A 25815-nucleotide genomic window follows, 5' to 3' on the forward strand; every position below is an offset into this window, starting at 1 on the left:
CCCTTGTTTCAGTGGAAGTGGCGTGGGCCACGGATGTTTTCATGTTCCTGAGGAAGCTCCCGGGACGGGTGCAGATCTTTGTCCGCCGGAACCAGGTCGCGGTTATTCTTCAGGATCGACTTTATCTGCTTCAGCCGGGTTAACCCCTCTGCATTGGCCAGCCGACAGCTGTTATTGACGCGCTCAGAAGGATATTCACGCGTCAGGCTCAGCAGCCCCAGACACAGGCGATAGGCCTGTTCCGGATGCGCTTTTTCAGCCAGACGCTCGCTGACCCACGTGAAGGTGTCGGAGCCCACACCGGCCGCCCAGCTTTTCAGCCGCTCTGGCGTCCACTGCTGATGATGACGATGGCGCTCCGGCATATGTTCTGCTGCCGTACTGTTGCCCGGATGAAGACGCCGCGGGTGACTGGCGATCATCTGCCCGTCAGACCAGACTTCAAGCAGGTTGTCGAAGGCATGAAGCTCCACCGTTTTACCGACGTGCTGATGGGGGACTGAGTAGTGATGCTGTTCATATTCCACGTGATAATCGATATTCACCTTCGCTTTTTTGATGTGCCGGTAGCGCCACTGCTGCACCGGTAATGGCCTGAGCACAGTTTTGTCCAGCCTTTCGAAGGCCTCACGGCGATTGCCCGGCAGTTTTTTGAAGGGACGTTCGTTGAGCCCGGTTACCAGCGTACGGATACAGTGGTTCAGCTCAGCAAGCGAGAAGAAGACCTGGTGACGGAGCCGGGCCAGGATCCAGCGTTCGACGATCTGAACGCCAACTTCCGCCTTCGGCTTGTCTCTGGGTTTTCTGGGGCGGGCAGGTATCACCGCAACCTGATAATGCTCAGCCAGCTGCTGATAGGAGGGATTCAGTTCGGGATCGTAACGACTGGCTTTGCTAACCCCGCTTTTCAGGTTATCCGGAACCAGGATTTCGGGGACTCCACCGAAGAACTCCAGCATCCTGACGTGGCTGAGAAGCCAGTCTGACAGCGACTGCGTATAGGTAGCCTCCGCGAAGGTGTAGTTTGATGCGCCCAGCACCGCCACGAAGATCTGGGCCTGCCGGCATTCACCCGTCTCAGGTGAGATAACCGACACTGTGGGTCCACAATAGTCGATAAAGCATTTTTCACCGGCAAGATGCTGCTGGCGCATGGAGCGTTTCTGTGACTGGCACCAGGTCTGGTAGCGGCAGCAGAACTGCGAGTAGCTGTACGCCCGAACCGGCATCCTCTGGCAGTATTCCTCCCACAGCAGGTGGCGGGTGACGCCTTTTTACGCAGCTCCATATGGATTTCAGCCCAGTCGGGATCCTCCAGCGCGCCAGGACGACTGTCAGACTCAGGATAAAGCAGACTGGCAAGTAGGGGCTCTGACATTCCTTCCGGAAGTGGCCAGGAGATCCCAGCGGCTTCAAGTCGTTTGAGCATTTTCTGGATGGCACCCGTGCTGACATCTGCGCACTGGCTTATCTGGCGGAAGGACAGGCCGACTTCAAAACGCAGCCTTAAAATTTCATGGATTTTATGCATTGCGATTCTCTTGTTTGGCATATATCACACCCTGGAATAAAAGGGATAGATATAGCATCAAAAATCAATGCGTTAAGAATGATTCTGGCAACGTGAACGGCAATTCCGGTCGGGTGAACACCGATTCTGGCAAAATGAACAGTGATTCTGGTCATGGTGCAAAATCGGGGTATTTTCCGCCGGAATACGCGTTCACGCAAAACCAGAAATAGCGTTCACGTTCCGCCAGAATACGCAACGCGATCACCGCCGGAATGTGTAAGCGTTAAACGAGCGCCGTATTGACGGTTATTTATCGGTAAGAACCACGTTCCATGGCAGCAGTTCCGCCACTTTGTTGCTGGGCCATTCCGGCAGTACGCTCAGGATATGGCGAAGGTAGGCCTCCGGATCGATACCATTGAGCCTGCATGTTCCGATAAGACCATACAGCAGGGCTCCGCGCTCACCGCCGTGGTCGCTGCCGAAGAAGATAAAATTCTTTTTCCCAAGACAGACGGCACGAAGGGCTCGTTCGGCTGTGTTGTTATCAGGCTCTGCCAGGCCATCATCACAGTAGTAGCACAGCGCATCCCACTGGTTCAGGGCATAAGCGAACGCTTCGCCCAGACGGGATTTTTTCGACAGAGTGGCGCTTTTCTCCACTAACCAGTCATGCAGGGATATCAGCAGCGGCTTACTTCGGGACTGCCTGGCTGCCAGCCGCTCAGTTGCAGGGAGGCCCCGTATTGCTTCTTCGATTGAACCGCCCCGGGAATCCTGGAGACTAAACTCTCAGTAAAAGGAGATCCCTGATGAAATCAAAATCAGCTAATCGTTACCCGCCGGAATTACGTGAGCGCGCTGTCAGAATGCTCATTGAGCATCTTGATGAATATGACTCTGAACCGGATGCTATCCGTGCCATATCGTCAAAAATTGGTTGTCATTACGATACCCTGAAAGGCTGGCTACGCCAGCACAGAAATGACTTACGCGGTGGTATCAGCCCCGTCAGGACTGGTGATGGCGAGCTGACCAGTAACGAACGTCAACGTTTAAAAGAGCTGGAGAGGGAAAACCGGGAGTTGCGTCGCAGCAATGATATTCTGCGTCAGGCATCAGCCTATTTTGCTCAGGCGGAGCTCGACCGCCACTGGAAAAAATAATGCCACTGCTCGAACGTCTGAGTGGTGCCCACGGGGTCGGGCCGGTATGCCGCGAGCTGGATATTGCCCCGTCGACATATTACTGGCATCAGCAACGTCAGCAATCGCCGGAAAAACACAGCCTGCGCTCGCAGCGTGATGCGCTTCTGAAGGTGCAGATACAGCGGGTGTACGACGATAACTATGGCGTCTATGGAGCCCGCAAGGTCTGGCGTCAGTTACAGCGGGAGGGCATCGGCGTGGCCAGATGTACAGTGGTACGGTTGATGAAACTGATGGGGCTCGCAGGCGTGCTCCAGGGCAAAAAAGTCCGCACCACAACCAGTCGCAGAGATACCGCAGCACAGGACAGGGTAAACCGCCAGTTCGTAGCGGAATGTCCCAACCAGCTTTGGTGTGCAGATTTTACCTACGTCATCACCTGGCAGGGCTTCGCCTATGTGGCGTTCATTATCGACGTGTTCGCTGGCGTCATCGTGGGCTGGCGGGTCTCATCATCGATGGAAACGTCGTTCGTCCTGGATGCGCTGGAACAGGCACTGTGGTCACGGCGACCTTCGGGCACCATCCATCACAGCGACAAAGGCTCTCAGTATGTCTCGCTGGCCTACACGCAGCGGTTGCAGGATGCAGAGCTGCTGGCTTCCACGGGGAGTACCGGTGACTCGTATGATAACGCGATGGCGGAGAGTATCAACGGTCTGTACAAAGCGGAGGTCATCCACCGTCAGGCCTGGAAGAAGCGCTCAGAAGTGGAACTGGCTACGCTGGCATGGGGGGACTGGTACAACAATCGTCGGTTGCTGGAACGACTTGGTCACATCCCTCCGATAGAGGCAGAAAAAGCGTATTACGCTTCCATCGGGAACAAGGTTCTGGCAGCCTGAACTTCCGAACTTAACTCTCTCCAGGAAAACCGGGGCGGTTCAGTATGAAAACGCCCTCCGGGTGGTTGCGCTGGGGCGCCGTAACTACATGTTCTTCGGCTCTGATGGTGGTGGTGACAGTGCGGCAGTGATGTACAGCCTGATCGGTAGCTGCAAACTTAACGGCATCGAGCCGGAAGCCTGGCTGCGCCATGTGATCAGCGTCATCAACACCTGGCCCGCCAACCGCGTGAAAGAACTGCTGCCCTGGAACGTCACCCTCTCTGTAAACTAATTTTTACCCCACGTCCTTCACGGTGCGCTTACGGTCAGGCGGAGTTAAGGTATTGTAGAAGTGTTGATTTCGGCGGGCTTAGAATGCAAAAACGGACCACCATGGAGGTCCGTTGATATGAATTTGGTGCAAGACTCGCAATCGAACCAAAGATGCGGGGATTTTCAAAACTCGTGCTTAATTTGGTAATTCTGACGGTAAAGGCCAGTCTTCTGGTACCAGGGCAGGGGGCTTGGTCCAGGGAAGCTCGGTTAAAGCATCCTGGAACCACTGGTCGCGAAGATTTGCGTGCTCTGTCACGATAAGCTGGAAGCCTGGGACTTCTTCTTGTGTAAACTTCAGCAGTAACGCAAACAGTCTACGTACTGCTGCTAAGTCAGCATCAGCTTCCGTTTTCTGAACAGTACCATCAGCTTCCTGGTAAATTTTTTCAGAAGGGAAATAAACTTGGGTAGGCTGATCAATTAAAAGAAACTGAGGAATGGGGCAATTGTTCTTTGAAGCAAAGAGATGAAGGGCTAACAAGGCAGACAGGTGATAAGCGAGATGATTTTCGCCACCGCCAGTTCGACTCATTGGTACCGGACGATCTGTACGATCAAAGATAATAGTCATTTGGCTTAGATCAAACCGTGCAGGGAGCCCCTGAAATTCTGCATCAAAAGCCTGGATGTAGCGTGTAATCTGTGACGAAATGTTATTCAGAATAGATATGAGTCTTTCATGGCTGCTATCAGCTCCAAATTTCCTTTGTAGGTCTTCGACTTTGAGCTTTAGACGACGATTTTCTGCTTCATATGTGGCCAGTTCTGAGTTAGGTACAAGGTCTTCAAGGAACAAACTTATACGACCAATTACTCTTGCCGCAGCATTATTGCGTGTGCCTAATTGCTCAATAACTTCGTTTGCCGCGATTGCCGCAGCAAGCTCCACTTCTTTGGCTCTTATCGAACTTACAATGGTCTGAACCTCATCTTCTAGTTCAGTAAGATAAACATCCATTTTAGGGCGTTGGCCAGCCACAATGCTCATTTCAGCGTCGAGAGTTGTTAGTTCGCTCAGGAGTGCTTTAGCAATTGGAGATTCCAGTGCTAAATTTGCTTCACAGAATGGCCATTGCCATTCACCAGTTTCCGGATTTTTCGGTAGAGCCTTGATAGAAGATAATCGGTCTTGCTGCTCTAAAACTTCGTTTTCAAAATTACCTGATTGCTTGGCATACATCCGAGCAGAATCAATTCGGGACTGGGTCTGACGTCTGTCTTGTCGTAAACCAGCAATTTCATTTTCAAGAATGGATATTCTATGTCCATCGTCTTCAGGTAGGGGGGACGGAATCCATTGCATTGCAGAACGCAAAACATCAATTACTTCGTCAGTTCCGATTCTCTCTTTGTCTTGTGTGATGATACCCACGGCTCTGGCTTCAGATAAAAGCCCAGAACCTTTTAGCAGTGATGTATCGATTGTATCGCGAGCTTGTTCAAGACGTTTGGCGTTGATTTTCAGATCTCGTTGTGCTGTTCGGAGTTTGGCCTCAAGTTCATAGCGATCATTTGATGAAATACCTAAAAGAATCGGTAATGTGTCGCGAATAGCTTGTGGCTGAAATGCCTCATTTTGTCGATAAAAAAGTTGATCTTTATTTGCTACAAGGCCCTGCTTTTGGAAAAGGTAATAAAAAGTATGCTTGATGTTTGCTTCAAAGCTTTCTCTGCTGTGCCCAATTGCCACGTCTGTACGGTTCTCGCGGATGCCAAGTAATCGTGACAACAGTGCGACTACAGAATCATCATCGGTGTTAACCGAGAGGTCTTTGAAATTTGGTGCGGTCAGTTCATTTCCTCGTCGCAGCATAACGGTGCCACAGCTTGTGGCTCCTGCATTTGGTGTTGGTTTCGCGATTAGTACTTGTTCCTGTGAAAATTGATAAATGACTGCGAACCATGACACTTTATCGCGAATAATACCTTCTGGTACGTTAAAAGTAGATCGACCCATACAGTATTCAATGATCTCAGAAAGAGCTGATTTACCGGTTGAGGAACGGCCAGTAATGACATTTAAACCATTAACCTTAAATTGCAGGTCCCGACGTTGGCCATCATGGCTGTAGACATGAATCGACTTAATTTTCATGGGCGTATTCCAAAGGTCGTGTACACCGTAACGCGATCTGCAATACGGGCAAATTCTTTTCCTATATAGCGCGCGACACGCTGGCATGAGATTGATTCTTCAGTCCCTATGACCGATTTGCGAACTTTATTAGGTATTGTTTTCAATCGGCCGTCTTGCGTTACGACAAAACATCCTCGTTCCATGAGCACTCCAAAAGCTTCAAGCGTAAATGGCAGCATATTATTGACGCGGTTAGCAAAATTAATGAGTAATTTGGGATTGTTTTCTATAGTTTTCAAAAGGTAGCGGCGAGGATTTTCAGCAAACACTTGGCGAGAATCTTTTTGCAGACATAATGGTAAAACTAAAAGAGCGAGAGAAAATGGCATGCCCTGTGAGTTTTCCTCTTCGTAGCTCTGCATTGCTCTGAATAGTACAACACCACAAAATGCAGGATTGAAAAGATTCCTTATCTCGAATGGACGCTGATCCCATTGCTTCATGCTTGGGCTCCCAACAATTGCCCAATTCTATTTAGGAAGTGGGGATGCCAGAAAATTTTGGGTAGTGGTCTACTGTTCGCAAGGATGTGAAATCCTCCTCGAACTACATAAGGCTCAGTCACTCGTTCTCGGATTCGCAATGAGTGAATATTACCACTTTCAAGATCGGCCCATTGATACAATGCTTTTCCCGCAGTAATAAGTACTTCGTCAGCTGAATTTTCATCTAATTCTTCAAAAACTACGTCTTTATAGCGACTCCATTCATCAACAAGGCGGTCTTCATAATCTTCCATCTCTCCTGTTACCAAAAGGTTTTCACGCGCCCATGAAGAACGCTGCTCAAATGCTCGGTAGTAGTCGAGAATAGCGTTTCGGATACGATTAGAGGAAACCCCTATTTCACGGAGTTGCACAACAAAGAGCCTGGGATCATTCATCGCATCGATTTCTCCAACGGGAATTTTTCCTCTGAACGTAATCGGCAGATTGTCCGATTTGTACTCTTCAGAAAATGCTGCAAGTTTGTCGGAAATCTCATAACCAAAAATCGCCTCTTTACGTTTCCCTGTTAGCAGATCGACTATCGTGTTATTCCACCACCCTTCAAGTCGTTCAAAAATAGCGTCTCGGTTATCGCGTCTAATGATACGCATGTGTTGATTTTTGATAATTGTTGGGAGGTCTTCAATGCGAGGCCCGCCATCAAATATGATTATCCGTGATAAGAAGTCATCTTTTTGCTCATCAGTCAGTTTATTGAACTCATCGGCTATTGCCGTGATCAGTTTTGACTTGCTTCTAGCCAGAGCTGTGTTGGTGAGTTGAGTTATTGATACTGAATTATCGTCTTTTGTTGGCGGTTCGACTAAGAAGTGTTGCAGGAACGAGGAGTTTGAGATAGATCCGGTCGTAAACAAAAAGAAACGAAGATTTGCTTCGGTTTTACCATCACGATTATAGCGGTCAAGCCAGATGCGGACTGACTTCCAAAAATCGGTAGACAGGTCGGTTAGAGTATCCCCATCCCCTTTGTGTTTGAGCGATGCCAGTGTTTTGACACCATCAAAACTAACGAAGTCTAGGTCATCATCTTTTTCGATCAAAACAGATGTATCTTCTGGCCACTGAAGAAGCTTAAGTAGCGCAAAACGAGGCTGATAGATATACCCTAAGCCCTGTTCACCAGCAGCGTATTGATCGCTAGATACTCCGGTCATTTTAAGTCCCTGCGTCGATTGCGCTTTCAGCTGTACGGAAAATGGCTCATGAAAGCAACAAGTTACCATCCAATGTTTGGTGGTACGTATCACATCATCGATATTAGCTTAAAACAATACCACTGTGTTTCCTGCGTGAATAGAAAAAGTAAGTACTTGAGAATGCTAAATGTGAAGTGAATAGCCTTCCGTGCCGAGGTTTATCGTGCTGATGAGGCACTTTGTAACCTGAATGGAAAACGGCGTTCGGTCATGTGAAGGTTTTTGTTGTAAAAACGCTTCTTAATAGGGGGACCTATATGGTCTTCCCCCGTATTGCAAGAACGCAGTGACAATGAAAGTAACAGGTTTGCTTTCGTATATTCGGCCTGTTGATGAAGCTACTGCTTCTGGCCTTGATGAAACATTCGCGCATATCGTCCTTAACGCTTACACGGCCTTGATTAATTCTGGCCAAGCCCCGATCCCAGGTTTTCGATATGCAGGTTTGACCTGTTTTTCATCGTTTCTGCTTTCTACGCAATGCTGGAGTTAACGGTATAAATTACCCTGTTTCAACTTCTTATTTCATGCTACCGAAACCCGGTAAACTTCATTACGAGTGATAATAACCCAGACAATACGAATTAACTTATTTGCCAGGGCGACGACTGCCCTGTTAAATCCTCGTTTCTCCCGGACCAGGTTAACCCATGAGCTAAGTTGATCCGTTTTGCCTGCGGATCTGAACAAAACAGCTCGGGCACCATGTATCAGCATTGATCTGACGTAGCTGTTTCCACATTTGGTGATCCCCAGAAGAACCTGTTGCCCCCCTGTGCTGAATTGTCGTGGAACCAACCCAAGAGCCGCTGAAGCATCCCGACCTCTTTTAAACTGTTTTCCATCACCCATCCAGCTTTTCACTGCCAGACTAACCAGTGGACCAAAACCCGGAATAGAAAGTAGGCGCTGGCATACTGAATCCCCGGCGGCATTTTTTCGCTGTCGGTTGTCATACCATATGAGTTCATCATCCAGAGCCGCCAGCCGCTGATATTGCCGTTGTAACAGTTCACGCATCTGGGGCGTAAATCCATTCTCTGCATCTTCAAGCAACTCGGGTAATTTACGTCGAAGCTCAGTTGCGCCTTTACGCAAAACAATACCATACTCTGCCATTAACCCTCTGATATGGTTGATTAACTGCGTTCTTTCTTCAGAAACAAGTCGTCGCATTTTTAAAAAGGTTTGTTCATCCTGCTGAGATAGCGTTTTTACCGGAACTGGGCGAATTGTTCCGTGCCAGCAGGCTTCGGCAATGGCCTGAGCATCGTTATAGTCGTTTTTCTGGCGACGCTGATAAGCCCTGACGTGCTGAGCGGGTAGCATCACAACATCATGCCCCGTCTTTTGAATTTCTCTGGCCCAGTGATGAGAAGCACCACATGCCTCCATGGCGACAATCATCCTGGACTGTGTCGTAAACCAGCCAATCAACTTTTCACGAGAGAGCTTAATCCTTCCACCAGGCTTCCCTTCCGGTGAAAGGCTGAAAAGATAAAAATTTGTTTTCGCAAGATCAATTCCAATAATGTTCAGCCTTGACATGGTTTCTCACCCTTTCAACGCTGATTGAATTACCACCATCATGACGGTATTGAGAGTCGCCGTGAAGGAGGGGGTAGACCATCTCATCGCTTACGTTGCTGATGAAGACATTACAAACATCGCGGTGTATTAATCAACGGGGATCAGGTCAACCCGCCTCAACAATGGCGAGTCACTGACCGTCAGGAGCCTTGCTGACGAATTTAGCATTTGCGAAAAAACAATACGGCGTGATCTGACCGAACGTCTTGCTTACCTGAACTTGCTCCGACAGGGAAAGCAGTACTGGATCGCTTCACGTTTAAGTCCATACAGCGCGGTAAATATGCCAGAAGGTTATAGAACAAACAAAAAATAAAAGAATTACGTTCCCCGCACCTTCAGGTGCGGGTGAACAACCACTAACTTTTTGTCGATGAACTGAGAAGATTGTCAATATAATCAGCGTACCACTGCATCATTTCTCGTCTTCCATCCAGATACTGTGCATGGTTATATGTGCCGCGAATGCTGTTTTTATCCACGTGAGCGAGCTGCATCTCGATCCAGACTGTATTAAACCCCTGCTCATGCAAAATGGTGCTCATAGTGTGGCGAAAGCCGTGTCCGGTAGCTTTACCATCGTAGCCGATACGTTTGATAACCATGTTGATACTGGCTTCACTCATCGGTTTGTTGATGTTGCAGCGCCCTGGAAACACGAGTTGATACTGACCGGTATAAGTGCGGAGTTCCAGCAGGATCGACAGAACCTGGTCTGACAAAGGCACCAGATGTTTGCGGCGCTTTTTCATCCGGCTTTCGGGGATTGTCCACAATGCATTCTCCAGATCAAACTCTTGCCATTCTGCAGCGCGAAGTTCAATCGTACGAACCCCCGTCAGTAGCAGCAGACTGGTTGCCATACGCGTAATGCAACTGCCATGGTAATTAGCCAGACTGGCAAGGAACGCGGGTAACTCGGATGCCTGTAGGTGAGGGAAGTGCTCGGTCTTTGGTGCGGTCAGAGTACCGGTCAGTTCCGCAGCTGGATTAATCGTCGCACGCCCTGTTGCTATGGCGTAACGGAAGATCTGATTGCAGTACTGCCGGACCTTACGTAATTTTTCCAGCGAACCGCGTTTTTCAATCAGCCGTAAAACTTCCAGCATCTCCAGAGGCAGGATCTCAGCGACAGGGCGTTTGCCCACATACGGGAAAATATCCTTCTCCAGCGCCTCCTGAACGCTTTCTGCGTAGCTTTCCGACCATGAGATACACTTATGCTTATGCCACTCCATGGCGAGTGCCCTGAAGGTATTTACGACGGATATTTTTTTGGCGAGTTTTTCGAGCTGCTTTTTCTCACTCGGATCGCCGCCATCAGCAATCACTTTTCTGGCTTCATCGCGTTTTACACGCGCGTCAGCCAGAGAGATTTCAGGATAAACACCGATAGATAACTTTTTCTCTTTACCGGCGATACGGTATTTCATACGCCAGTAGCGTTTTCCGGTGGTGGTTACCAGGAGAAAAAGGCCACGTTCGTCAGAGAGTTTATAGTCCTTCTCTTTAGGCTTGGCGGTCTCGACCTGCCGGGCTGTCAGTGCCATATGGGGGCCTCAATTTTCATTGAACACAAAGAGCCCCCTGAAAAGCCCCCGGATGCAACTTGATTTAGAGAGAATCGAGTTGAGGTCAGTGGAGTTCGTAATGTTGGAAAGTGGCGTATAGCAGTGATTATACTTGAGTTTTGTGATGTTTGGGAGACGTACATTGAAGTGAAAGTGGTGCCCGGACTCGGAATCGAACCAAGGACACGGGGATTTTCAATCCCCTGCTCTACCGACTGAGCTATCCGGGCAACGGGGCGCATTAAAACCGATTCGCCTCGCTGCGTCAACGAAATTTCATCAAATCAACGCAGGATGGACAATCTATCACCACATTGCATTAAAAGCACGCACCTTCAGGCGAAAAAGAGGCTCCAGGCAGCCGACAGCGGCATGGCCAGCACCAGCGCCGGCAGCATATTGACCACCGCAAACATCTTGATGCCGCAGATGCGCAGCCCGGTCGCCAGCAGCAGCATTCCGCCAACGGCGCTGAAATCAGCCATCATCATCGGGGTCGTCAAAGGCATAATTAATGCCGCGCAGGCCGCCAGGGTGAGCTGAATAGCCAGCATCGGGACGCTTATCGCCGCGACGGCAATGCCGAGAGAACAGGCAAAGATGGTGGCGGTGAAAAAGTCGAGGAACGCTTTGGCAATAAGAATGCTGGCGTCGCCGGTCATGCCTTCGCGCATCGCGCCGAAGACTCCGGTGCCGCTGGCGCAGAACAGCACGATAATCGCGACGTAGCTCTGTACAAAAGAGTCATGGGCGGCAACCCGCCGCTTGCCCTTGGGCGAAAATATCTGCTGGAGCTTGCCGACCAAAGCGTTGGTCCCTTTCTCCATATTGCACACTTCGCCAAGCAGGGCGCCCAGAAGGGTGGCGAGCACCATCACCGGCAGGTTGGCGCATTTAATCACTAATAAAATACCGATGCCCAAAGAGGCGAGGCCAAAAATAGAGGTCATCGCTGTGCGGATGCGCTCCGGCAATCTCTGGCTTAAAAGTGCGCCAATAATGCCGCCTAACAGCACCGCGCCGGCGTTAATAAAAGGTCCTGTAACCACAGTGTGCTCCCGTTAATTATCCCTAATAAGTGCATTATTATGAACCTGTCACGGCGTAAACGCTTGTGGATCCGTAGTGCGACTGCATATGCAATTGATCTTGCCTGGGTATGGCAAAGGTGACATTATTGCGCGAATTTTCTTCTCTTCAACTATGAGGCCGCCGGGATGATCGCATCACCAACGCATTGCCGCCGCGCGCGGATGCGCAAGCCGCCTCATCTTGCTACTCTTAGTCTCGATCCTCTTCCCCTCATGCGGTGAAGGCAGCGTATGCTCACTGCAGGACAACAGTAAAAGCGGACCCGGTCTGCTTTTACTGATGTCGGGCGGTCGGAGCTGGAATCCAGTCGGACCCTGACATTTCGTTGGACAAGGCGTGAACGCCTTGTCTGAGGCCTTTTACTCTCCGGAAACGGGTATTCGCGCTAATGAAATCAATGCACATTGCCGCCAGCTGCGAGCTGGTCCCCCATCTGTCCACCCACCGTCGCGTGGTCGCGCTGGACAGTACCGATTTTACCGATGTGGCGGCAGTCGTCATTACCGCAGCGGACAGCCGCAGCGGCATCCTCTCTCTGCTTAAGCGTAGCGGGTTTAACCTGCCGGTCTATCTGCTAAGCGACAGCGAAATGGCAAAGCCTGACGGCGTCGCGGCGGTGATGACCGGCAAAGAGCAGGAGTGGCTGGAGCTGGAAGCGGCCGCCTGCCGCTATGAAGACAACCTGCTGCCGCCGTTCTTTAATACCCTGACCCAGTACGTCGAGATGGACAACAGCACCTTTGCCTGTCCGGGACATCAGCACGGAGCGTTTTTTAAAAAACACCCCGCGGGCCGTCAGTTCTTTGACTTCTTTGGTGAGAACGTCTTCCGCGCCGATATGTGCAATGCCGACGTCAAGCTGGGTGACCTACTGATCCACGAAGGCTCCGCCAAGCACGCGCAGAAGTTCGCGGCGAAGGTGTTTAACGCCGACAAAACCTATTTCGTCCTTAACGGCACCTCGGCGGCGAACAAGGTGGTCAGCAACGCGCTGCTCACCCGCGGCGACCTGGTGCTGTTCGATCGTAATAACCACAAATCCAACCACCACGGCGCGCTGATTCAGGCCGGGGCCACGCCGGTCTATCTGGAGGCCTCGCGCAACCCGTTCGGCTTTATCGGCGGCATCGATGACCACTGCTTTGATGAAGGCTATCTGCGCAACCTGATCCGTGAAGTGGCGCCGGAAAAGGCCGATGCGCCGCGGCCGTTCCGCCTGGCGGTGATTCAGCTTGGCACCTACGACGGGACCGTCTACAACGCCCGTCAGGTGGTGGATAAAATTGGCAGCCTGTGCGACTACATCCTGTTTGATTCCGCGTGGGTCGGCTACGAGCAGTTTATTCCGATGATGGCCGACTGTTCGCCGCTGCTGCTCGATCTGACGCCGGAAGACCCGGGCATCTTTGTCACCCAGTCGGTGCACAAACAGCAGGCCGGTTTCTCGCAAACGTCACAGATCCACAAAAAGGATAACCACCTGCGCGGCCAGGCGCGATTCTGCCCGCACAAGCGGTTGAATAATGCCTTTATGCTGCACGCGTCAACCAGCCCGTTTTACCCGCTGTTTGCGGCGCTCGACGTGAATGCCAAAATTCATGAAGGCGAAAGCGGCCGCCGGCTGTGGGCAGAGTGCGTGGCGCTGGGTATCGAAGCGCGTAAGGCGATCCTCGCCAGCTGTAAGATGATTCAGCCCTTTGTTCCGCCGACGGTGGCCGGGCGTCCGTGGCAGGATCATCCGACCGAAGCCATCGCCCGCGAGCGGCGCTTCTTCAGCTTTGAGCCGGGCGCCAGCTGGCACGGCTTTGAGGGCTATGCGGGCGATCAGTACTTCGTTGATCCCTGCAAGCTGCTGCTGACCACGCCGGGCATCGACGCGCAAAGCGGCGAATATACCGACTTCGGGATCCCGGCGACGATTCTGGCGCACTACCTGCGCGAGAACGGCATTGTGCCCGAGAAGTGCGATCTGAACTCGATTCTGTTCCTGCTGACCCCGGCCGAGAGCGCTGAAAAAATGGCGCAGCTGGTGGCGATGCTGGCGCAGTTTGAACAGCATATCGAAGCCGATACCCCGCTGGCCGACGTGCTGCCGACCATCTTTAACAAGTATCCGGTGCGCTATCGTGATTACACTATCCGCGAGCTATGCCAGGAGATGCACGATCTGTACGTCAGTTTCGACGTTAAGGACCTGCAAAAAGAGATGTTCCGCAAGCGGAGCTTCCCGCGGGTAGTGATGAATCCGCAGGACGCGAACCGCGAGTTTATCCGCGGTAACGTTGACCTGGTGCGCCTGAGCGAGGCCGAAGGCCGCGTGGCGGCGGAGGGGGCGCTGCCTTATCCGCCGGGGGTGCTGTGCGTGGTGCCGGGCGAGGTGTGGGGCGGGGCGGTGCTGCGCTACTTCCTCGCGCTGGAGGAGGGCGTCAATATGCTGCCCGGCTTCTCGCCGGAGCTGCAGGGCGTCTACAGCGAAACGGATCCTGACGGCATCAAGAGGCTGTACGGCAACGTGCTGAAGGCATAAAAAAACGCCCCGGCGCGAGCGCGGGGCGTGGCGTTTTTTATCCCGGCAGGCGTCGCGCCGCCGGGCTGCTATCAGGCGCTCTGCTGGACGGCGGCAGGCTCTCTGACGTGCTTGTACTTAAACAGCGCGACGAAGGCGAAGGCCAGAACCAGCGAGTATCCGGCGAAGATCAACCATACCGGCTGCCAGTTGGTAATACCGTCGGTGGTATACATCTCCACCACTTTCCCGCTCACCACGCCGCCAAGAATACAGCCGAAGCCGTTGGTCATCATCAGGAACATCCCCTGGGCGCTGGCGCGAATTTCCGGCCTCACCTCTTTCTCGACAAACACCGAACCCGAGATGTTGAAGAAGTCGAAGGCGCAGCCGTAGACAATCATCGACAGAACCAGCAGCACGGTGCCGAACGGCGATGGGTCGCCGTAGGCGAACAGGCCGAAGCGCAGCATCCACGCCACGATACTGATCAGCATAACGTTCTTGATGCCGTAGCGGCTCAGGAAGAACGGGATGGTCAGAATAAACAGGGTTTCGGAGATCTGCGAAATCGACATCATGACCGACGCATGCTCGACGATAAAGCTGCCCGCGAACAGCGGGTTATTGTCGAAGCTGTGCAGGAAGGTATTACCGAACATGTTGGTGATCTGCAGCTCTGCGCCCAACAGCATGGAGAAGATAAAGAAGATCGCCATCCGTTTGTTTTTGAACAGGGCAAATGCGTCCAGGCCCAGCATGGTGCTCCAGCTCTGGTTTTTCTGCTGGTTAGAGACCGGGATATGCGGCAGCGTCAGGGTGAACAGCGCCAGCACGACGGAGAGCGTTGCGCCGATATAAAGCTGCATATGGCTCAGCTCGAAGCCGGCGAAGCTGACGGCCCACATCGCGATGATAAAACCGATGGTTCCCCAGATACGGATAGGCGGGAAATCGGCGACGATATCCATACCGGCGGATTTCAGACGATAGTAGGAAATGGTGTTAATCAGCCCCAGCGTTGGCATATAGGCCAGCGAGTTGAGGAGAATAACCAGGAACATCTCCCCCGGCGTGGTGACCTGAGCCGCCATAAACAGCGTCCCCGCCCCGACCAGATGACAAAGCGCATACACCCACTTGGCGCTGATCCACTTATCCGCCACGATGCCCAGCAGCGTGGGCATAAACACGGCGGCAATACCCAGAGAGCTGTATACGGCACCGATCGACGCTCCGTCAAACTTAAGCGTCACAAACATATAGGAGCCTAGCGTAGTCAGCCAACTACCCCACAGGCAGAACTGCAGAAACGACAATATTTTAAGCTGCAGCTTAAGGTTCATGTTATTTTCCTCACGAGTAAGCGGGGGAGCTGTTGTTATGGTTACATTCAGGACTACGATTTGATGAAATTCTATCAGCAAGCGCCATCATGTTTTGTTACCTTCCGCAAATAAATGCAATCCATATTAATTTGCAGATTAGATTGTGATGCAAATAACGTTTTCGTATGGCGGGCGGTGAAATGGCACGAGACGATCCCGGCTCTCGCGCGTGCCGAGAGCCGGGTAGAGGGCAAAGACCCTATTTGCGGCGGTAGGACTTCTGCGCCGTGTTGACTTTATACAGGTAGCGGCGGGATTCCCCTGAGGGGTGGCGGGTGGTGAGCGTCGTGTAGACGTCCCCCGGCGTCATGCTGTTAATGATATTGGCAGCCTGGACCTTATCGCTGGAGAAGACCCGCAGTACGCTCCCCGCGCCGCCGTTATAGGCGGTGATCACCGCGTAGCGCCGCGAGGTGGGGTTGTCGATACCGGCGAGATAGACGTTGTTCAACATCGCCAGATACGCGGTGCCGGTGTCGATATTATTGGCCGGATCGAACAGGAAGCTGCGGCTCGGCAGGCCCGATCTCCCCTGGGAGCGGAACACGTCTTTCCCGGCGCTGTGCTGGACGACCTGCATCAGGCCCAGCGCGTCGGCATGGCTGACGGCGTAAGGGTTGAAGGAGGATTCGGTCTGCATAATTGCCAGGATCAGCGACTCGTCAATGCCGTACTTCCGCGCCGACTGGCGCACCATACCGATATACTTATGCGCGCGCTTATCGAGGTGGTTCGGCACCAGGCTGATGGTGATGCTGTAAATCATCCGCAGGCCGTTGCTGCGGCTTTTCAGCCGGGTCTGCAGCAGATAGTCGGCGTAACGCGACGCGCGCCACTCCCAGCGAATCGGATCGCCGTGATTATCCACCACCTGGCCGTAGAGGAACGGCTCTTTCGAAATCTGGATATCGTCGGCGTCGGAGTAGAGGTCAATGGAGCCCGGATCGTCGCCCATCAGCAGCGTTTTGATGATGGTCTGACGAAGACGGCCGGTGGGATCGGTACCGGCGATAGTCTCGACGGTAATGGTACCCTCATCAAAGTTGATATGGCTACGGGTCTGATAACCGTCGGTATATTTAACGTAGTCTTTCGGCCCGGCGAGCAGGACTTCGTTATAACCCCAAATATTTTCGACGTTGTGGGCGAACTGGCCCATCAGGATATCGAAACCGTTGGTGTCCTTTACCCACGCTTCGTCATACCCGGCGCCCTTTTTATTCGAGCTGGAACACGAAACGAGCAAAGGCGCAATGAGCGCTAGCGCTAAATATTTTTTCATCATTCCGGGAGCGTGCGTTGTGTTGGTGGTGGTAAAAGCCGTCAGGCCCTTACCGTTTTTCCGGCGGCGTATAGCCTTCGATATGCACATCCTTCCCTTCAAACAGGAACTGAATCATCTCCTGCTCCAGCAGCTTGCGGTGCTCGACGTTCATCATGTTGAGCTTCTGCTCGTTGATCAGCATGGTCTGCTTGTGCTGCCACTGGGCCCAGGCTTCTTTGGAGATCTCGTTATAGATGCGTTTGCCGAGATCGCCCGGGTAGAGCTGGAAATCCTGGCCATCCGCTTCGCGCTGCAGGAAGGTACAAAAAATAGTTCTGCTCATGATTAATCCTCTTTAATTCGCCTGAACGCTATACCAGCGCCCCGGCCTTAAGCTGTTGCAACAGGCGTTCCACGGGAGCCGCCAGGCCGACCGACGGCGGCTGCGCTAAGTTATACCAGAGTGCGCCAGCTTCATCCATGCATGCGCCTGATGAGTGCACTGTAAGCCACATCGGCACAATATCCAGGTGGAAATGGCTGAAAGTGTGGCGAAACGCGGTCAGCTGCGTCAGATTATCGGCCTGAATCTGCCGCTGTGCCAGCCACTCGCGCAGTGCCTCTTCGTCTTCAAACTGCGGAAAACAGAATAATCCGCCCCACAGACCTACCGGCGGGCGTTGGGCGAGAAACACCTCTTCGCCGTGCTGCATCAGCAGAAAATAGCCGCTGCGTTGCGGAATGGTCTGCTTCGGTTTCCTGCCGGGATATTGAGTCCATGAATTATTGGCGTAGGCCTCGCAGCCGTTATTCAGCGGGCACAGCTCGCATTTAGGCTTCGAGCGGGTGCAGACGATCGCCCCGAGATCCATCATCGCCTGGTTAAAACGCTCGACCCCTTTGGCCGGCGTCACCTCTTCGCTAATCCCCCAAAGCTGCTTCTCTACCTCTTTTTTTCCCGGCCAGCCGCTTACCGCATAGCAGCGGGCCAGCACGCGCTTCACGTTGCCGTCGAGAATCGGAAAATGCTTACCCAGAGAGAGCGATAAAATGGCGCCCGCCGTCGAGCGTCCGACGCCGGGCAGGGCGGCCACTTCGTCAAAGGTCTGCGGGAACTCGCCGCCGTGCTGGCTGGCCACCTGCTGCGCCGCCTTATGTAAATTACGCGCCCGGGCGTAGTAGCCAAGGCCGGTCCACAGATGCAGGACTTCGTCCAGCGGGGCGTTGGCCAGATCGATAACCGTTGGGAAACGCGCCATAAAGCGTTCAAAATAAGGGATTACCGTTGCCACCTGCGTTTGTTGCAACATCACCTCGGAGAGCCATACTTTGTAGGGCGTTTTGCCGATTTGCCATGGCAGGGTTTTACGCCCGTATTTGTCGTACCACTCCAGCACCTGGGCTGAAAATTGCGCGGCGAGAAAAGTCAAAGCTGCAGCTCCGGAATTGCGATAACAGGGTGGCAGATTGCAGCACAAGGGCGAGAGGCTGTAAACCCTTGCATCCGTCGGGTAACTTTGGATAATGCCCGTTTTCCGCACACATTCACAAGCAGACCTAACCTTTATGAAAAACGACGTCATATCTCCGGAGTTCGATGAAAACGGCCGCCCTCTGCGCCGCATTCGTAGCTTCGTCCGCCGCCAGGGCCGCCTGACCAAAGGGCAACAGCACGCGTTGGATAATATCTGGCCGGTGATGGGCGTTGAGTTCACCGATGCGCCGCTTGATTTAGCTTCGCTGTTTGGCCGCGAGGCGCCGGTCACCTTAGAGATCGGTTTTGGCATGGGCTCCTCGCTGGTGGCGATGGCTAAGGCGAAACCGGAGCAGAATTTCCTCGGGATTGAAGTACACTCTCCGGGCGTCGGGGCGTGCCTTGCTTCCGCTGAGGAAGAGGGTGTACAAAACCTGCGCGTGATGTGTCACGATGCGGTCGAAGTGCTGCACACCATGATCGCGGATAACTCCCTTAATATGGTGCAGCTCTTTTTCCCGGACCCGTGGCACAAAGCGCGGCATAATAAGCGCCGCATCGTGCAGGCGCCGTTCGCTGAACTGGTTAAAAGCAAGCTCAAGCTCGGCGGCGTCTTCCATATGGCGACCGACTGGGAGCAGTATGCCGAGCATATGCTGGAAGTGATGTCGTCGCTCGACGGCTACCGCAACCGGTCGGAAAGCAACGACTATGTACCGCGCCCGGAATCGCGCCCGGTAACCAAATTTGAACAGCGTGGCCATCGTCTTGGCCACGGCGTATGGGACTTAATGTTCGAGAGGGTGAAATAATGGCAAAGAATCGTAGCCGTCGTCTGCGTAAGAAAATGCATATCGACGAGTTTCAGGAAGTGGGCTTCTCCGTCGCCTGGCGTTTCCCGGACGGGAGCAGCGAAGAGCATATCGACCAGACCGTGAACGACCTGATCAATGAAGTGATCGAGCCGAACAAGCTGGCGTTTGACGGCAGCGGCTACCTCTCCTGGGAAGGTCTGATCTGCCTGCAGGAAATCGGTAAATGCACTGAAGAGCACCAGGCCATTGTCCGCAAGTGGCTGGAAGAGCGTCAGCTTGCCGACGTGCGCACCAGCGAACTTTTTGACATCTGGTGGGACTAAGTTTGACGAGGGTCGGCAGTTGCCGACCCGTTTTGTCTGAAGGGAGCTTTATGATGCGCAAAACGCTGCTGGCGGTGGCGCTGTCCGTCACCGCTTTGACCGCGCATGCGGACTACCAGTGTAGCGTCACGCCGCGCGACGACGTGATCCTCAGCCCGCAGAAGGTGCAGGTGAAAGGGGAGAACGGCGATCTGGTGATTATGCCGGACGGCAGCCTTACCTGGAACGGAAAACAGTATTCCCTGAACGCGGCCCAGCGCGAGCAGGCTCAGGATTATCAGGCCGGCCTGCGCAGCAGCCTGCCGTGGATTGACGACGGCGCCCGCGCGCGGGTTGAAAAAGGCCGCAAGGCGCTGGATAAAATCATCACCGAACAGGTGGGAACCAGCAGCAGCATGCACGGTCGTCTGACCAAGCTGGACGCGCAGCTAAAAACGCAGATGAATCGTATTATTGAACGCCGCAGCGATGGGCTGACCTTCCACTATAAAGCGATCGATCAGGTCCGCGCCGACGGCCAGCAGCTGGTCAATCAGGCGATGGGCGGCATCCTGCAGGACAGCATTAACGAAATGGGCGCGAAGGCGGTTCTCAAGGGCGGCGGTAACCCGCTGCAGGGGATCCTCGGCAGCCTTGGCGGCCTGCAAACGGCGATTCAGGAAGAGTGGAAGAACCAGGAGGCGGATTTCCAGCAGTTTGGCAAAGACGTCTGCAGCCGGGTGGTTTCCCTTGAAGATAGCCGCAAGACGCTGGTGAGTTCACTGAAATAACCTATTCATTGCGCGGCCCGCAACGTCCGGACCGCGCAATACTCTCTTTAATCGTCCCGATTAGGCACGTCCGTGCGATACGCGCGAGCGGCGGGCCAGCGAGTCGATAATCACCGCAATCGCCAGCACGCAGCCGGTAATGATATAGCGCAGCGATGAGGGCAGATTCAGCAGCGTCAGACCGTTCGAAATCGACTGAATAACGATGATCCCCAGCAGCGCGGACCAGGCGCTGCCGCGCCCGCCAAACAGGCTGGTGCCGCCGATCACCGCCGCGGCGATGGCGTTGAGGTTAACGTCGCCGGTACCGGCCTGCTGGCTGGCTGAGGCCAGGCGTGAAGCCGCCAGAATCCCCCCGAACGTCGCCAGCGTCGCGCAGAGCACAAAGGCGCTGACGTAAATGGCCCTGACGTTAATCCCCGAACGACGCGCGGCCTCGCGGTTGCCGCCGACCGCAAACATCGAGCGTCCCCATTTTGTCCGCTTCAGCGCATAGTTGAGCACCATCGCCGCCGCGACAAACAGACCGAAAATCCACGGCACGCCGCGGCCCAGGTTGAGGTAGAAAACGGCGGCCTCAAAAATCACCGTCAGCAGCACCGCGCGCAGCAGCAGGGAGCTGACGGACTCGGCGGAGAGGTTAGCCTGCAGGCGGCGTACGCGAGTTTTCAGGCCAAACGTCAGCAGAGCCAGGCCGGGCAGAAGCGCCATGGTATGGGAGAACCAGCCCGGCATGACCATCAGCTGGCCGAAGCGAACCAGCGGCGAAGCGTAGGGCAGGTTGATGCTGCCGCTGGGGCCGAGAATGTACAGCTGCATCCCGAGCAGCGCCAGCAGGCCGGCGAGCGTCGCCACGAAGCTCGGCATCCCGACGCGGTTATAGAGCAGGGCGTATATCAGGCCGACGGCGATACCGCACAGCAGCGCGACGCCAATAGCCGCGGCGACCGGCCAGCCCGCGTTGACCCACAGGACGCCGACAATCGCCGAGGCCAGGCCGCTCATCGAGCCGACGGAAAGGTCGATTTCGCCCAGCATCAGCACGCAGACGATCCCCAGCGAGATAAAGCCTACGGTAGCGCAGTCAAAAAGCAGGTTAACCAGGTTATTCGGCGCAATAAACACCGGGTTGAGCCAGGTAAACACCAGGGAGATAACGATCAGCCCGGCAATCACCGGGGCGGTGCCGAGATCGCCGGTCTTGATACGGTTGATTTGCGCACGCACCACGCCGAACAGACCATCGTTGTGCTGGACGCGCTCATCGCTGCGATCCAGGGCCGGGCGGGATTCTGTCTTGCTGTTCATAAAATTAAATCACTCCCGAAGAACTTAACTGTGATTTACGTTCAACGCGGCGCGACACGGCGTTTTCCGTTGCGCCGGTAATGGCGGCGACCAGCTCCTGGTTGGTGGCGTCGGGGGTGAAGACCCCCTTATTGCGCCCGAGGCGCAGCACCACGATGCGATCGGCAACCGCCCGCACGTCTTCCATGTTATGGCTGATAATAATGACGCCGAGGCCGCGTTCGCGAACGCGCTCGATCAGGTTGAGCACTTCCGCCGTCTGGGCGACGCCGAGGGCGGCGGTCGGCTCATCCAGCATGATGATTTTTGGATTCATCAGCAGGGAGCGGGCAATGGCGACGGTTTGGCGCTGGCCGCCGGAGAGCGAGGCGATGGGTTCGCGCACCGACGGAATTCGGGCCGCCAGCTCCTGCAGCAGCGTCCACGCCCGCACCTCCATGGCGACCTCATCCAGCTGTAAAGGCGAGATCTCCTGGCCTAAAAACAGGTTGGCCACCACGTCCAGGTTTTCGCACAGGGCTAAATCCTGAAAAACCGTGGCGATGCCGTATTCCAGCGCTTTTCCCGGGCTATCAAGCGTGACGACCCTGCCGTCGAACTCAATGGTGCCGTCGGTGGGCTGATGCACGCCGGCGAGGATTTTGACCAGCGTAGATTTTCCCGCGCCGTTATCGCCCACCAGCGCCACTACTTCACCGGCGTGGACCTCCAGCTCGATATCCGCCAGGGCACACACGGCACCAAAGTGTTTAGAGACGTTGCTGAGCTTCAGGATCGGCTGCCCGGCCGGGGATATTTTCTCTTGTTCTTGCGACATGGAAGAGACCTCAACTATTGCGAAACTACGCCCGCCGTTGGATGACGGGCGCGTGGCAAAATTACTTTTCGATGCCTAACTTCTGGCAGGCTGCGGCGTATTCGCCGGTACAAACCTGAGCGTAGGTCTGGATCTTCTTATCGAAGATTTCCGCTTTAATATTTTTCGCGGTGATCACCGCCGGGGTGAAGAGCTGCGAAGGGGTGTTGTACAGGGTGGTGCTGGCCTGCGGCTTCTTACCCTGAATAAACTCAACGGCTACTTTTGCCGCCGCCGCCGCAACGATCTCAGACGGTTTGGAGATGGTGTTGTACTGGTCGCCGGCAATAATGAGCTGCAGTGCGGCGATGGTGGCATCATTGCCGGTGACCGGCGGTACCGGCTGTACGCCAGCGGCTTTGAAGGCGGCAATCGCCCCGCCGCCGGTGCCGTCGTTGGCGGCAACCACGCCTTTAATTTTGTCGCCAAAGCGGGTTATCTGCCCGGCAGCCCACTCCTGCGCTTTTGGCGGCGCCCATTCCGGCGTATCAAATTCTGCCAGGGTTTTGTAGCCCGACTCCTTCAGGCCGCGGTGGATACCGTCGCGGATCAGCCCCGCCGCCGCGTCGGTAGGGGAGCCGTTGATTTGCAGCACGCCGGCATCCTGCGGCACGCCGATCTCTTTCAGATGGCTGGTTAAGGATTTAGAGATGGCATAGCCAATCCCTTCGTTATCAAACGAGACGTAGAAATCTGCCGGTTTCGCCGGGATGGGGCGATCGTAGGCGATCACTTTGACATCCTGCGCCTGGGCGTTGGCGACCAGCGCAGCGGCGGCGGAAGAGTCCACCGGATCGAGAACGATGATTTTCGCGCCCTGGGCAATCACCGAGTTGAACTGCTGCTGCTGCAGGGTGGCGCTGGCGTTGGCGTTTTGATAAATGACCTTGCAGTCGGCGCACAGTTTGCTCATCTCCGCCTTGAAGCCGGGAAAATCATGCTGCTCGTAGCGCGTCGATGCCTGGTCGGGCATTAAAAAGGCGACCGTGGCGGATTCCGCTGCCTGTGCTGAAGCGGTAATGCCGGCGGATATTGTTGCAAGTGCGATAAAAACTTTACGGTAATTCATTGCCTTACCCTCTTTTTTATATGCTTGAGCCCGCCGGCATGGGCCGACGTCATAAAGACTTTTTTAATAAGAGTTACCAATAATTCACATGTAGGATACTTCGGTTTTACATTTGCTCAACCGATGAAGCAGGATTACCACCGTGCAAAAAAGGAGTCAAGAAATGGAAAAATATCGATGTGTATTTGTGATTGGCTGCAAAGATCTGAATAAAAAAGGAGCAGGCGCTTTGACCGAAGCGCGGAGGGAAAAACAACGGTGAGAAGAGGGGGCGTGCGGGAAAAAACGGGCGGCGAAGGGCCGCCCGGATGCTTAATCTTCGCTCAGGAACAGCTCCAGCAGCGAGTTTAAAAACAGCTTGCCGTGCTCGGTTATCTGCCAGCAGTGTGCGTCCTCAGCCAGGTAGCCCTGGGCGATGGCGGCGGCAATTTGCGGGCGAATCACGTTCTCATCAAGGCCGGTATAGCGGCTGAACTCGGCGCGCGGCGCGGCTTCCAGCAGGCGGAAACGGTTCATAAAGAACTCGAACGGCTTATCCGCCGCCTCGACGTCGTGCTGGCGCTCAAGGTAGCGGCCTTCCATGTAGCCGCGCGGATGGCGCGTTTTTGCCGTACGCAGAATGCGTCCGTCAGGGAACGTCACCTTACCGTGCGCCCCGCAGCCGATGCCGAGGTAGTCGCCAAAGCGCCAGTAGTTAAGATTGTGCTGGCACTGGTAGCCGGGTTTGGCGTAGGCGGAGGTTTCATACTGCTGATAGCCTGCTGCCGTCAGCAGCTGATGCCCCTGTTCAAAAATATCCCACAGCGCATCGTCATCCGGCAGCACCGGCGGACGGGAGCCGAACAGGGTATTTGGCTCAATCGTCAGCTGATACCACGACAGGTGCGGCGGGTTGAGCTCGATGGCCTGGCGCAGATCGTCCAGCGCTTCATCCAGCGACTGGTCCGGCAGGCCGTGCATCAGGTCAAGGTTGAAGCTGCGCAGGCCGAGGCCGGTGGCCAGGTGCGCCGCGCGTTTCGCCTCGTCAGGGCCGTGAATACGTCCCAGGCGCTGCAGCTTTGCCTCGCTAAAGCTTTGCACGCCGATGGAGATCCGGTTGACCCCCGCGCGCTGATACTCAACAAAGCGATCGGCTTCCACGGTGCCGGGATTGGCCTCCATGGTGATCTCGGCGTCGGCGGCCAGCGGCAGGCAGGCGCGAACGCCGTCGAGCAGCGTCTGCATCGCCGGCCCGGAGAGCAGGCTAGGCGTACCGCCACCGATAAAAATAGTCCTGACTTCACGGCCCTGGGCGTAGTGCGCGTCGGCCCGCAGATCGTTGAGCAGGTGCTGCACGTAGTCGTCGTGCGGCACCTCGCCCTTCAATGCGTGCGAGTTAAAATCGCAGTACGGGCACTTCTGCACGCACCACGGGATGTGAATATACAGGCTCAGAGGTGGCAAATTAGCCATTACGTAATGCTTCCAGTAACAGTTTCAGCGCGCGCCCGCGGTGGGATATCGCGCTTTTTTCTTCACGACTCAGCTCCGCCGCGGTTTTACCCTCAGACGGAACAAAGAAAATAGGATCGTAGCCAAAGCCGCCGCTGCCTGCCGCGCTGCGGGCAATCACGCCCGGCCAGCTACCGTGACAAACAATCGGCGTTGGGTCCGCGGCATGGCGCAGGTAGACCAGCACGCAGTGGAACTGCGCCTGGCGCTTATCGTCGGGAACGTCGCCCAGGGCGGCGAGCAGCTTTTCCAGGTTCTGCTGGTCGCTGGCGCCTTCGCCGGAGTAGCGCGCGGAGTAGATCCCCGGCGCGCCGCCGAGCGCATCGACCGCCAGGCCGGAGTCATCGGCAATCGCCGGCAGACCGGTAATCTCTGCGGCATGGCGCGCCTTCAGAATGGCGTTTTCGATAAAGGTCAGCCCGGTTTCTTCGGCGTTATCGACTCCCAGCTCGGTTTGAGCAACGATATTCAGACCAAAATCTTCCAGCAGCGAGGCCAGCTCGCGGACCTTTCCGGCATTGCCGGTGGCGAGAACAACTTTTTGCATGATTAATCCTGTATAGAGCCAGGCT

21 protein-coding genes, 1 tRNA gene, 3 pseudogenes and 1 other annotated feature are annotated in these 25815 nt (G+C 54.5%); of the genes and pseudogenes, 7 read left to right on the plus strand and 18 right to left on the minus strand.

The features are described from left to right. Window positions 1–8: 8 nt before the first annotated feature. Both istA and MMW58_RS04080 read right to left on the minus strand, forming a co-directional pair. A pseudogene (istA, locus tag MMW58_RS04075) lies at window positions 9–1552 on the minus strand (IS21 family transposase). 267 nt (window positions 1553–1819) lie between these two features. Further along, window positions 1820–2275: pseudogene (locus MMW58_RS04080) on the minus strand (IS66 family transposase); the annotation flags it as partial. Between the two features lie 50 nt (window positions 2276–2325). On the opposite strand from MMW58_RS04080, the gene MMW58_RS04085 reads away from it, so the two are divergent. Both MMW58_RS04085 and MMW58_RS04090 read left to right on the plus strand, forming a co-directional pair. Beyond that, a protein-coding gene (locus MMW58_RS04085; protein WP_162838707.1) for an IS3 family transposase occupies window positions 2326–3566 on the plus strand; the annotation gives its coding sequence in 2 pieces (ribosomal slippage) (window positions 2326–2641 and window positions 2641–3566; 1242 coding nt in all). Further along, window positions 2634–2750 (plus strand) — a sequence feature (AL1L pseudoknot). Its footprint overlaps the gene before it by 117 nt. Window positions 3567–3612: 46 nt before the next feature. Further along, a pseudogene (locus tag MMW58_RS04090) lies at window positions 3613–3840 on the plus strand (transposase domain-containing protein); the annotation flags it as partial. A gap of 177 nt (window positions 3841–4017) precedes the next feature. Here the strand turns inward: MMW58_RS04090 and MMW58_RS04095 are convergent. From MMW58_RS04095 to MMW58_RS04110, 4 genes are all read right to left on the minus strand, one after another. Continuing rightward, window positions 4018–5979 (minus strand): DUF3732 domain-containing protein, encoded by a 1962-nt coding sequence (locus tag MMW58_RS04095; RefSeq protein WP_016154418.1) that lies wholly within the window; start codon window positions 5977–5979, stop codon window positions 4018–4020. Beyond that, a complete protein-coding gene (locus MMW58_RS04100) occupies window positions 5976–6464 on the minus strand; it encodes a three component ABC system middle component (RefSeq protein ID WP_016154417.1) in 489 nt (162 codons plus the stop codon). Before MMW58_RS04100 ends, MMW58_RS04095 begins: the two co-directional genes overlap by 4 nt. Continuing rightward, window positions 6461–7684, minus strand: a complete 1224-nt coding sequence (locus tag MMW58_RS04105) for an ABC-three component system protein (RefSeq protein WP_016154416.1) — start codon at window positions 7682–7684, stop codon at window positions 6461–6463. The genes MMW58_RS04100 and MMW58_RS04105 overlap by 4 nt, the downstream gene beginning before the upstream one ends. Window positions 7685–8251: 567 nt before the next feature. Then, the gene (locus MMW58_RS04110; RefSeq protein WP_016154415.1) at window positions 8252–9274 is read right to left on the minus strand and encodes an IS110 family RNA-guided transposase; all 1023 of its coding nucleotides are present in this window, start codon (window positions 9272–9274) and stop codon (window positions 8252–8254) included. 175 nt (window positions 9275–9449) lie between these two features. Here MMW58_RS04110 and MMW58_RS04115 point away from each other — a divergent pair, with 175 nt between their 5' ends. After that, a complete protein-coding gene (locus tag MMW58_RS04115; RefSeq protein ID WP_223226790.1) occupies window positions 9450–9632 on the plus strand; it encodes a helix-turn-helix domain-containing protein in 183 nt (60 codons plus the stop codon). 43 nt (window positions 9633–9675) lie between these two features. Here the strand turns inward: MMW58_RS04115 and MMW58_RS04120 are convergent, their stop codons facing one another. The 3 genes from MMW58_RS04120 to MMW58_RS04130 form a co-directional block, all read right to left on the minus strand. Next, a complete protein-coding gene (locus tag MMW58_RS04120) occupies window positions 9676–10866 on the minus strand; it encodes a tyrosine-type recombinase/integrase (RefSeq protein ID WP_016154414.1) in 1191 nt (396 codons plus the stop codon). Between the two features lie 175 nt (window positions 10867–11041). Continuing rightward, window positions 11042–11117 (minus strand) — tRNA-Phe (locus MMW58_RS04125). Window positions 11118–11222: 105 nt separating this feature from the next. Further along, window positions 11223–11936 carry a DUF554 domain-containing protein gene (locus tag MMW58_RS04130; protein ID WP_241722768.1) on the minus strand — a complete coding sequence of 238 codons (714 nt, stop codon included), beginning with the start codon at window positions 11934–11936 and terminating at the stop codon, window positions 11223–11225. A 431-nt stretch (window positions 11937–12367) separates the two neighbouring features. Between MMW58_RS04130 and MMW58_RS04135 the strand changes: the two genes are divergently transcribed. Next, on the plus strand, window positions 12368–14506 hold the full coding sequence (locus tag MMW58_RS04135; RefSeq protein WP_045857039.1) for an ornithine decarboxylase: 2139 nt from the start codon (window positions 12368–12370) through the stop codon (window positions 14504–14506). Between the two features lie 71 nt (window positions 14507–14577). Here the strand turns inward: MMW58_RS04135 and MMW58_RS04140 are convergent, their stop codons facing one another. From MMW58_RS04140 to mutY, 4 genes are all read right to left on the minus strand, one after another. Beyond that, window positions 14578–15831, minus strand: coding sequence for a nucleoside permease (locus MMW58_RS04140; protein WP_241722769.1), 1254 nt, complete (start codon window positions 15829–15831; stop codon window positions 14578–14580). A gap of 241 nt (window positions 15832–16072) precedes the next feature. Continuing rightward, window positions 16073–17155: a membrane-bound lytic murein transglycosylase MltC gene (gene mltC / locus MMW58_RS04145; RefSeq protein ID WP_133600955.1), complete on the minus strand. Its 1083-nt coding sequence runs from the start codon at window positions 17153–17155 to the stop codon at window positions 16073–16075. Window positions 17156–17204: 49 nt separating this feature from the next. Continuing rightward, on the minus strand, window positions 17205–17480 hold the full coding sequence (locus tag MMW58_RS04150; RefSeq protein WP_041147215.1) for an oxidative damage protection protein: 276 nt from the start codon (window positions 17478–17480) through the stop codon (window positions 17205–17207). A 28-nt stretch (window positions 17481–17508) separates the two neighbouring features. After that, window positions 17509–18567: an A/G-specific adenine glycosylase gene (mutY, locus tag MMW58_RS04155; protein ID WP_241722770.1), complete on the minus strand. Its 1059-nt coding sequence runs from the start codon at window positions 18565–18567 to the stop codon at window positions 17509–17511. Window positions 18568–18703: 136 nt separating this feature from the next. On the opposite strand from mutY, the gene trmB reads away from it, so the two are divergent. From trmB to MMW58_RS04170, 3 genes are read left to right on the plus strand one after another with little or no spacing between them, the layout of a single operon-like run. Continuing rightward, the gene (gene trmB / locus MMW58_RS04160) at window positions 18704–19423 is read left to right on the plus strand and encodes a tRNA (guanosine(46)-N7)-methyltransferase TrmB (RefSeq protein WP_041147213.1); all 720 of its coding nucleotides are present in this window, start codon (window positions 18704–18706) and stop codon (window positions 19421–19423) included. Continuing rightward, window positions 19423–19749, plus strand: coding sequence for a YggL family protein (locus tag MMW58_RS04165; RefSeq protein ID WP_041147212.1), 327 nt, complete (start codon window positions 19423–19425; stop codon window positions 19747–19749). Before trmB ends, MMW58_RS04165 begins: the two co-directional genes overlap by 1 nt. A gap of 50 nt (window positions 19750–19799) precedes the next feature. Continuing rightward, the gene (locus MMW58_RS04170; protein ID WP_159237122.1) at window positions 19800–20519 is read left to right on the plus strand and encodes a YggN family protein; all 720 of its coding nucleotides are present in this window, start codon (window positions 19800–19802) and stop codon (window positions 20517–20519) included. 60 nt (window positions 20520–20579) lie between these two features. Here MMW58_RS04170 and MMW58_RS04175 read toward each other — a convergent pair whose 3' ends face one another. The 5 genes from MMW58_RS04175 to MMW58_RS04195 all read right to left on the minus strand — a co-directional run bounded on the left by MMW58_RS04175 (window position 20580) and on the right by MMW58_RS04195 (window position 25790). Further along, entirely contained in the window at window positions 20580–21827 is a 1248-nt protein-coding gene (locus MMW58_RS04175) for a sugar ABC transporter permease (protein ID WP_041147210.1), read from the minus strand. Window positions 21828–21831: 4 nt separating this feature from the next. After that, window positions 21832–22644: an ATP-binding cassette domain-containing protein gene (locus MMW58_RS04180; protein ID WP_159237123.1), complete on the minus strand. Its 813-nt coding sequence runs from the start codon at window positions 22642–22644 to the stop codon at window positions 21832–21834. A gap of 61 nt (window positions 22645–22705) precedes the next feature. Next, complete coding sequence (locus MMW58_RS04185; RefSeq protein WP_159237124.1) at window positions 22706–23752, minus strand: ABC transporter substrate-binding protein; 1047 nt, start codon at window positions 23750–23752, stop codon at window positions 22706–22708. Between the two features lie 312 nt (window positions 23753–24064). Further along, window positions 24065–25204 carry a radical SAM family heme chaperone HemW gene (gene hemW, locus MMW58_RS04190; protein WP_133600960.1) on the minus strand — a complete coding sequence of 380 codons (1140 nt, stop codon included), beginning with the start codon at window positions 25202–25204 and terminating at the stop codon, window positions 24065–24067. After that, window positions 25197–25790 (minus strand): XTP/dITP diphosphatase, encoded by a 594-nt coding sequence (locus tag MMW58_RS04195; protein ID WP_045857059.1) that lies wholly within the window; start codon window positions 25788–25790, stop codon window positions 25197–25199. Before MMW58_RS04195 ends, hemW begins: the two co-directional genes overlap by 8 nt. Window positions 25791–25815: the final 25 nt, after the last annotated feature.

Source organism: Klebsiella sp. HC6, from assembly GCF_022605325.1.
Classification (GTDB): Bacteria; Pseudomonadota; Gammaproteobacteria; order Enterobacterales; family Enterobacteriaceae; genus Klebsiella; species Klebsiella terrigena.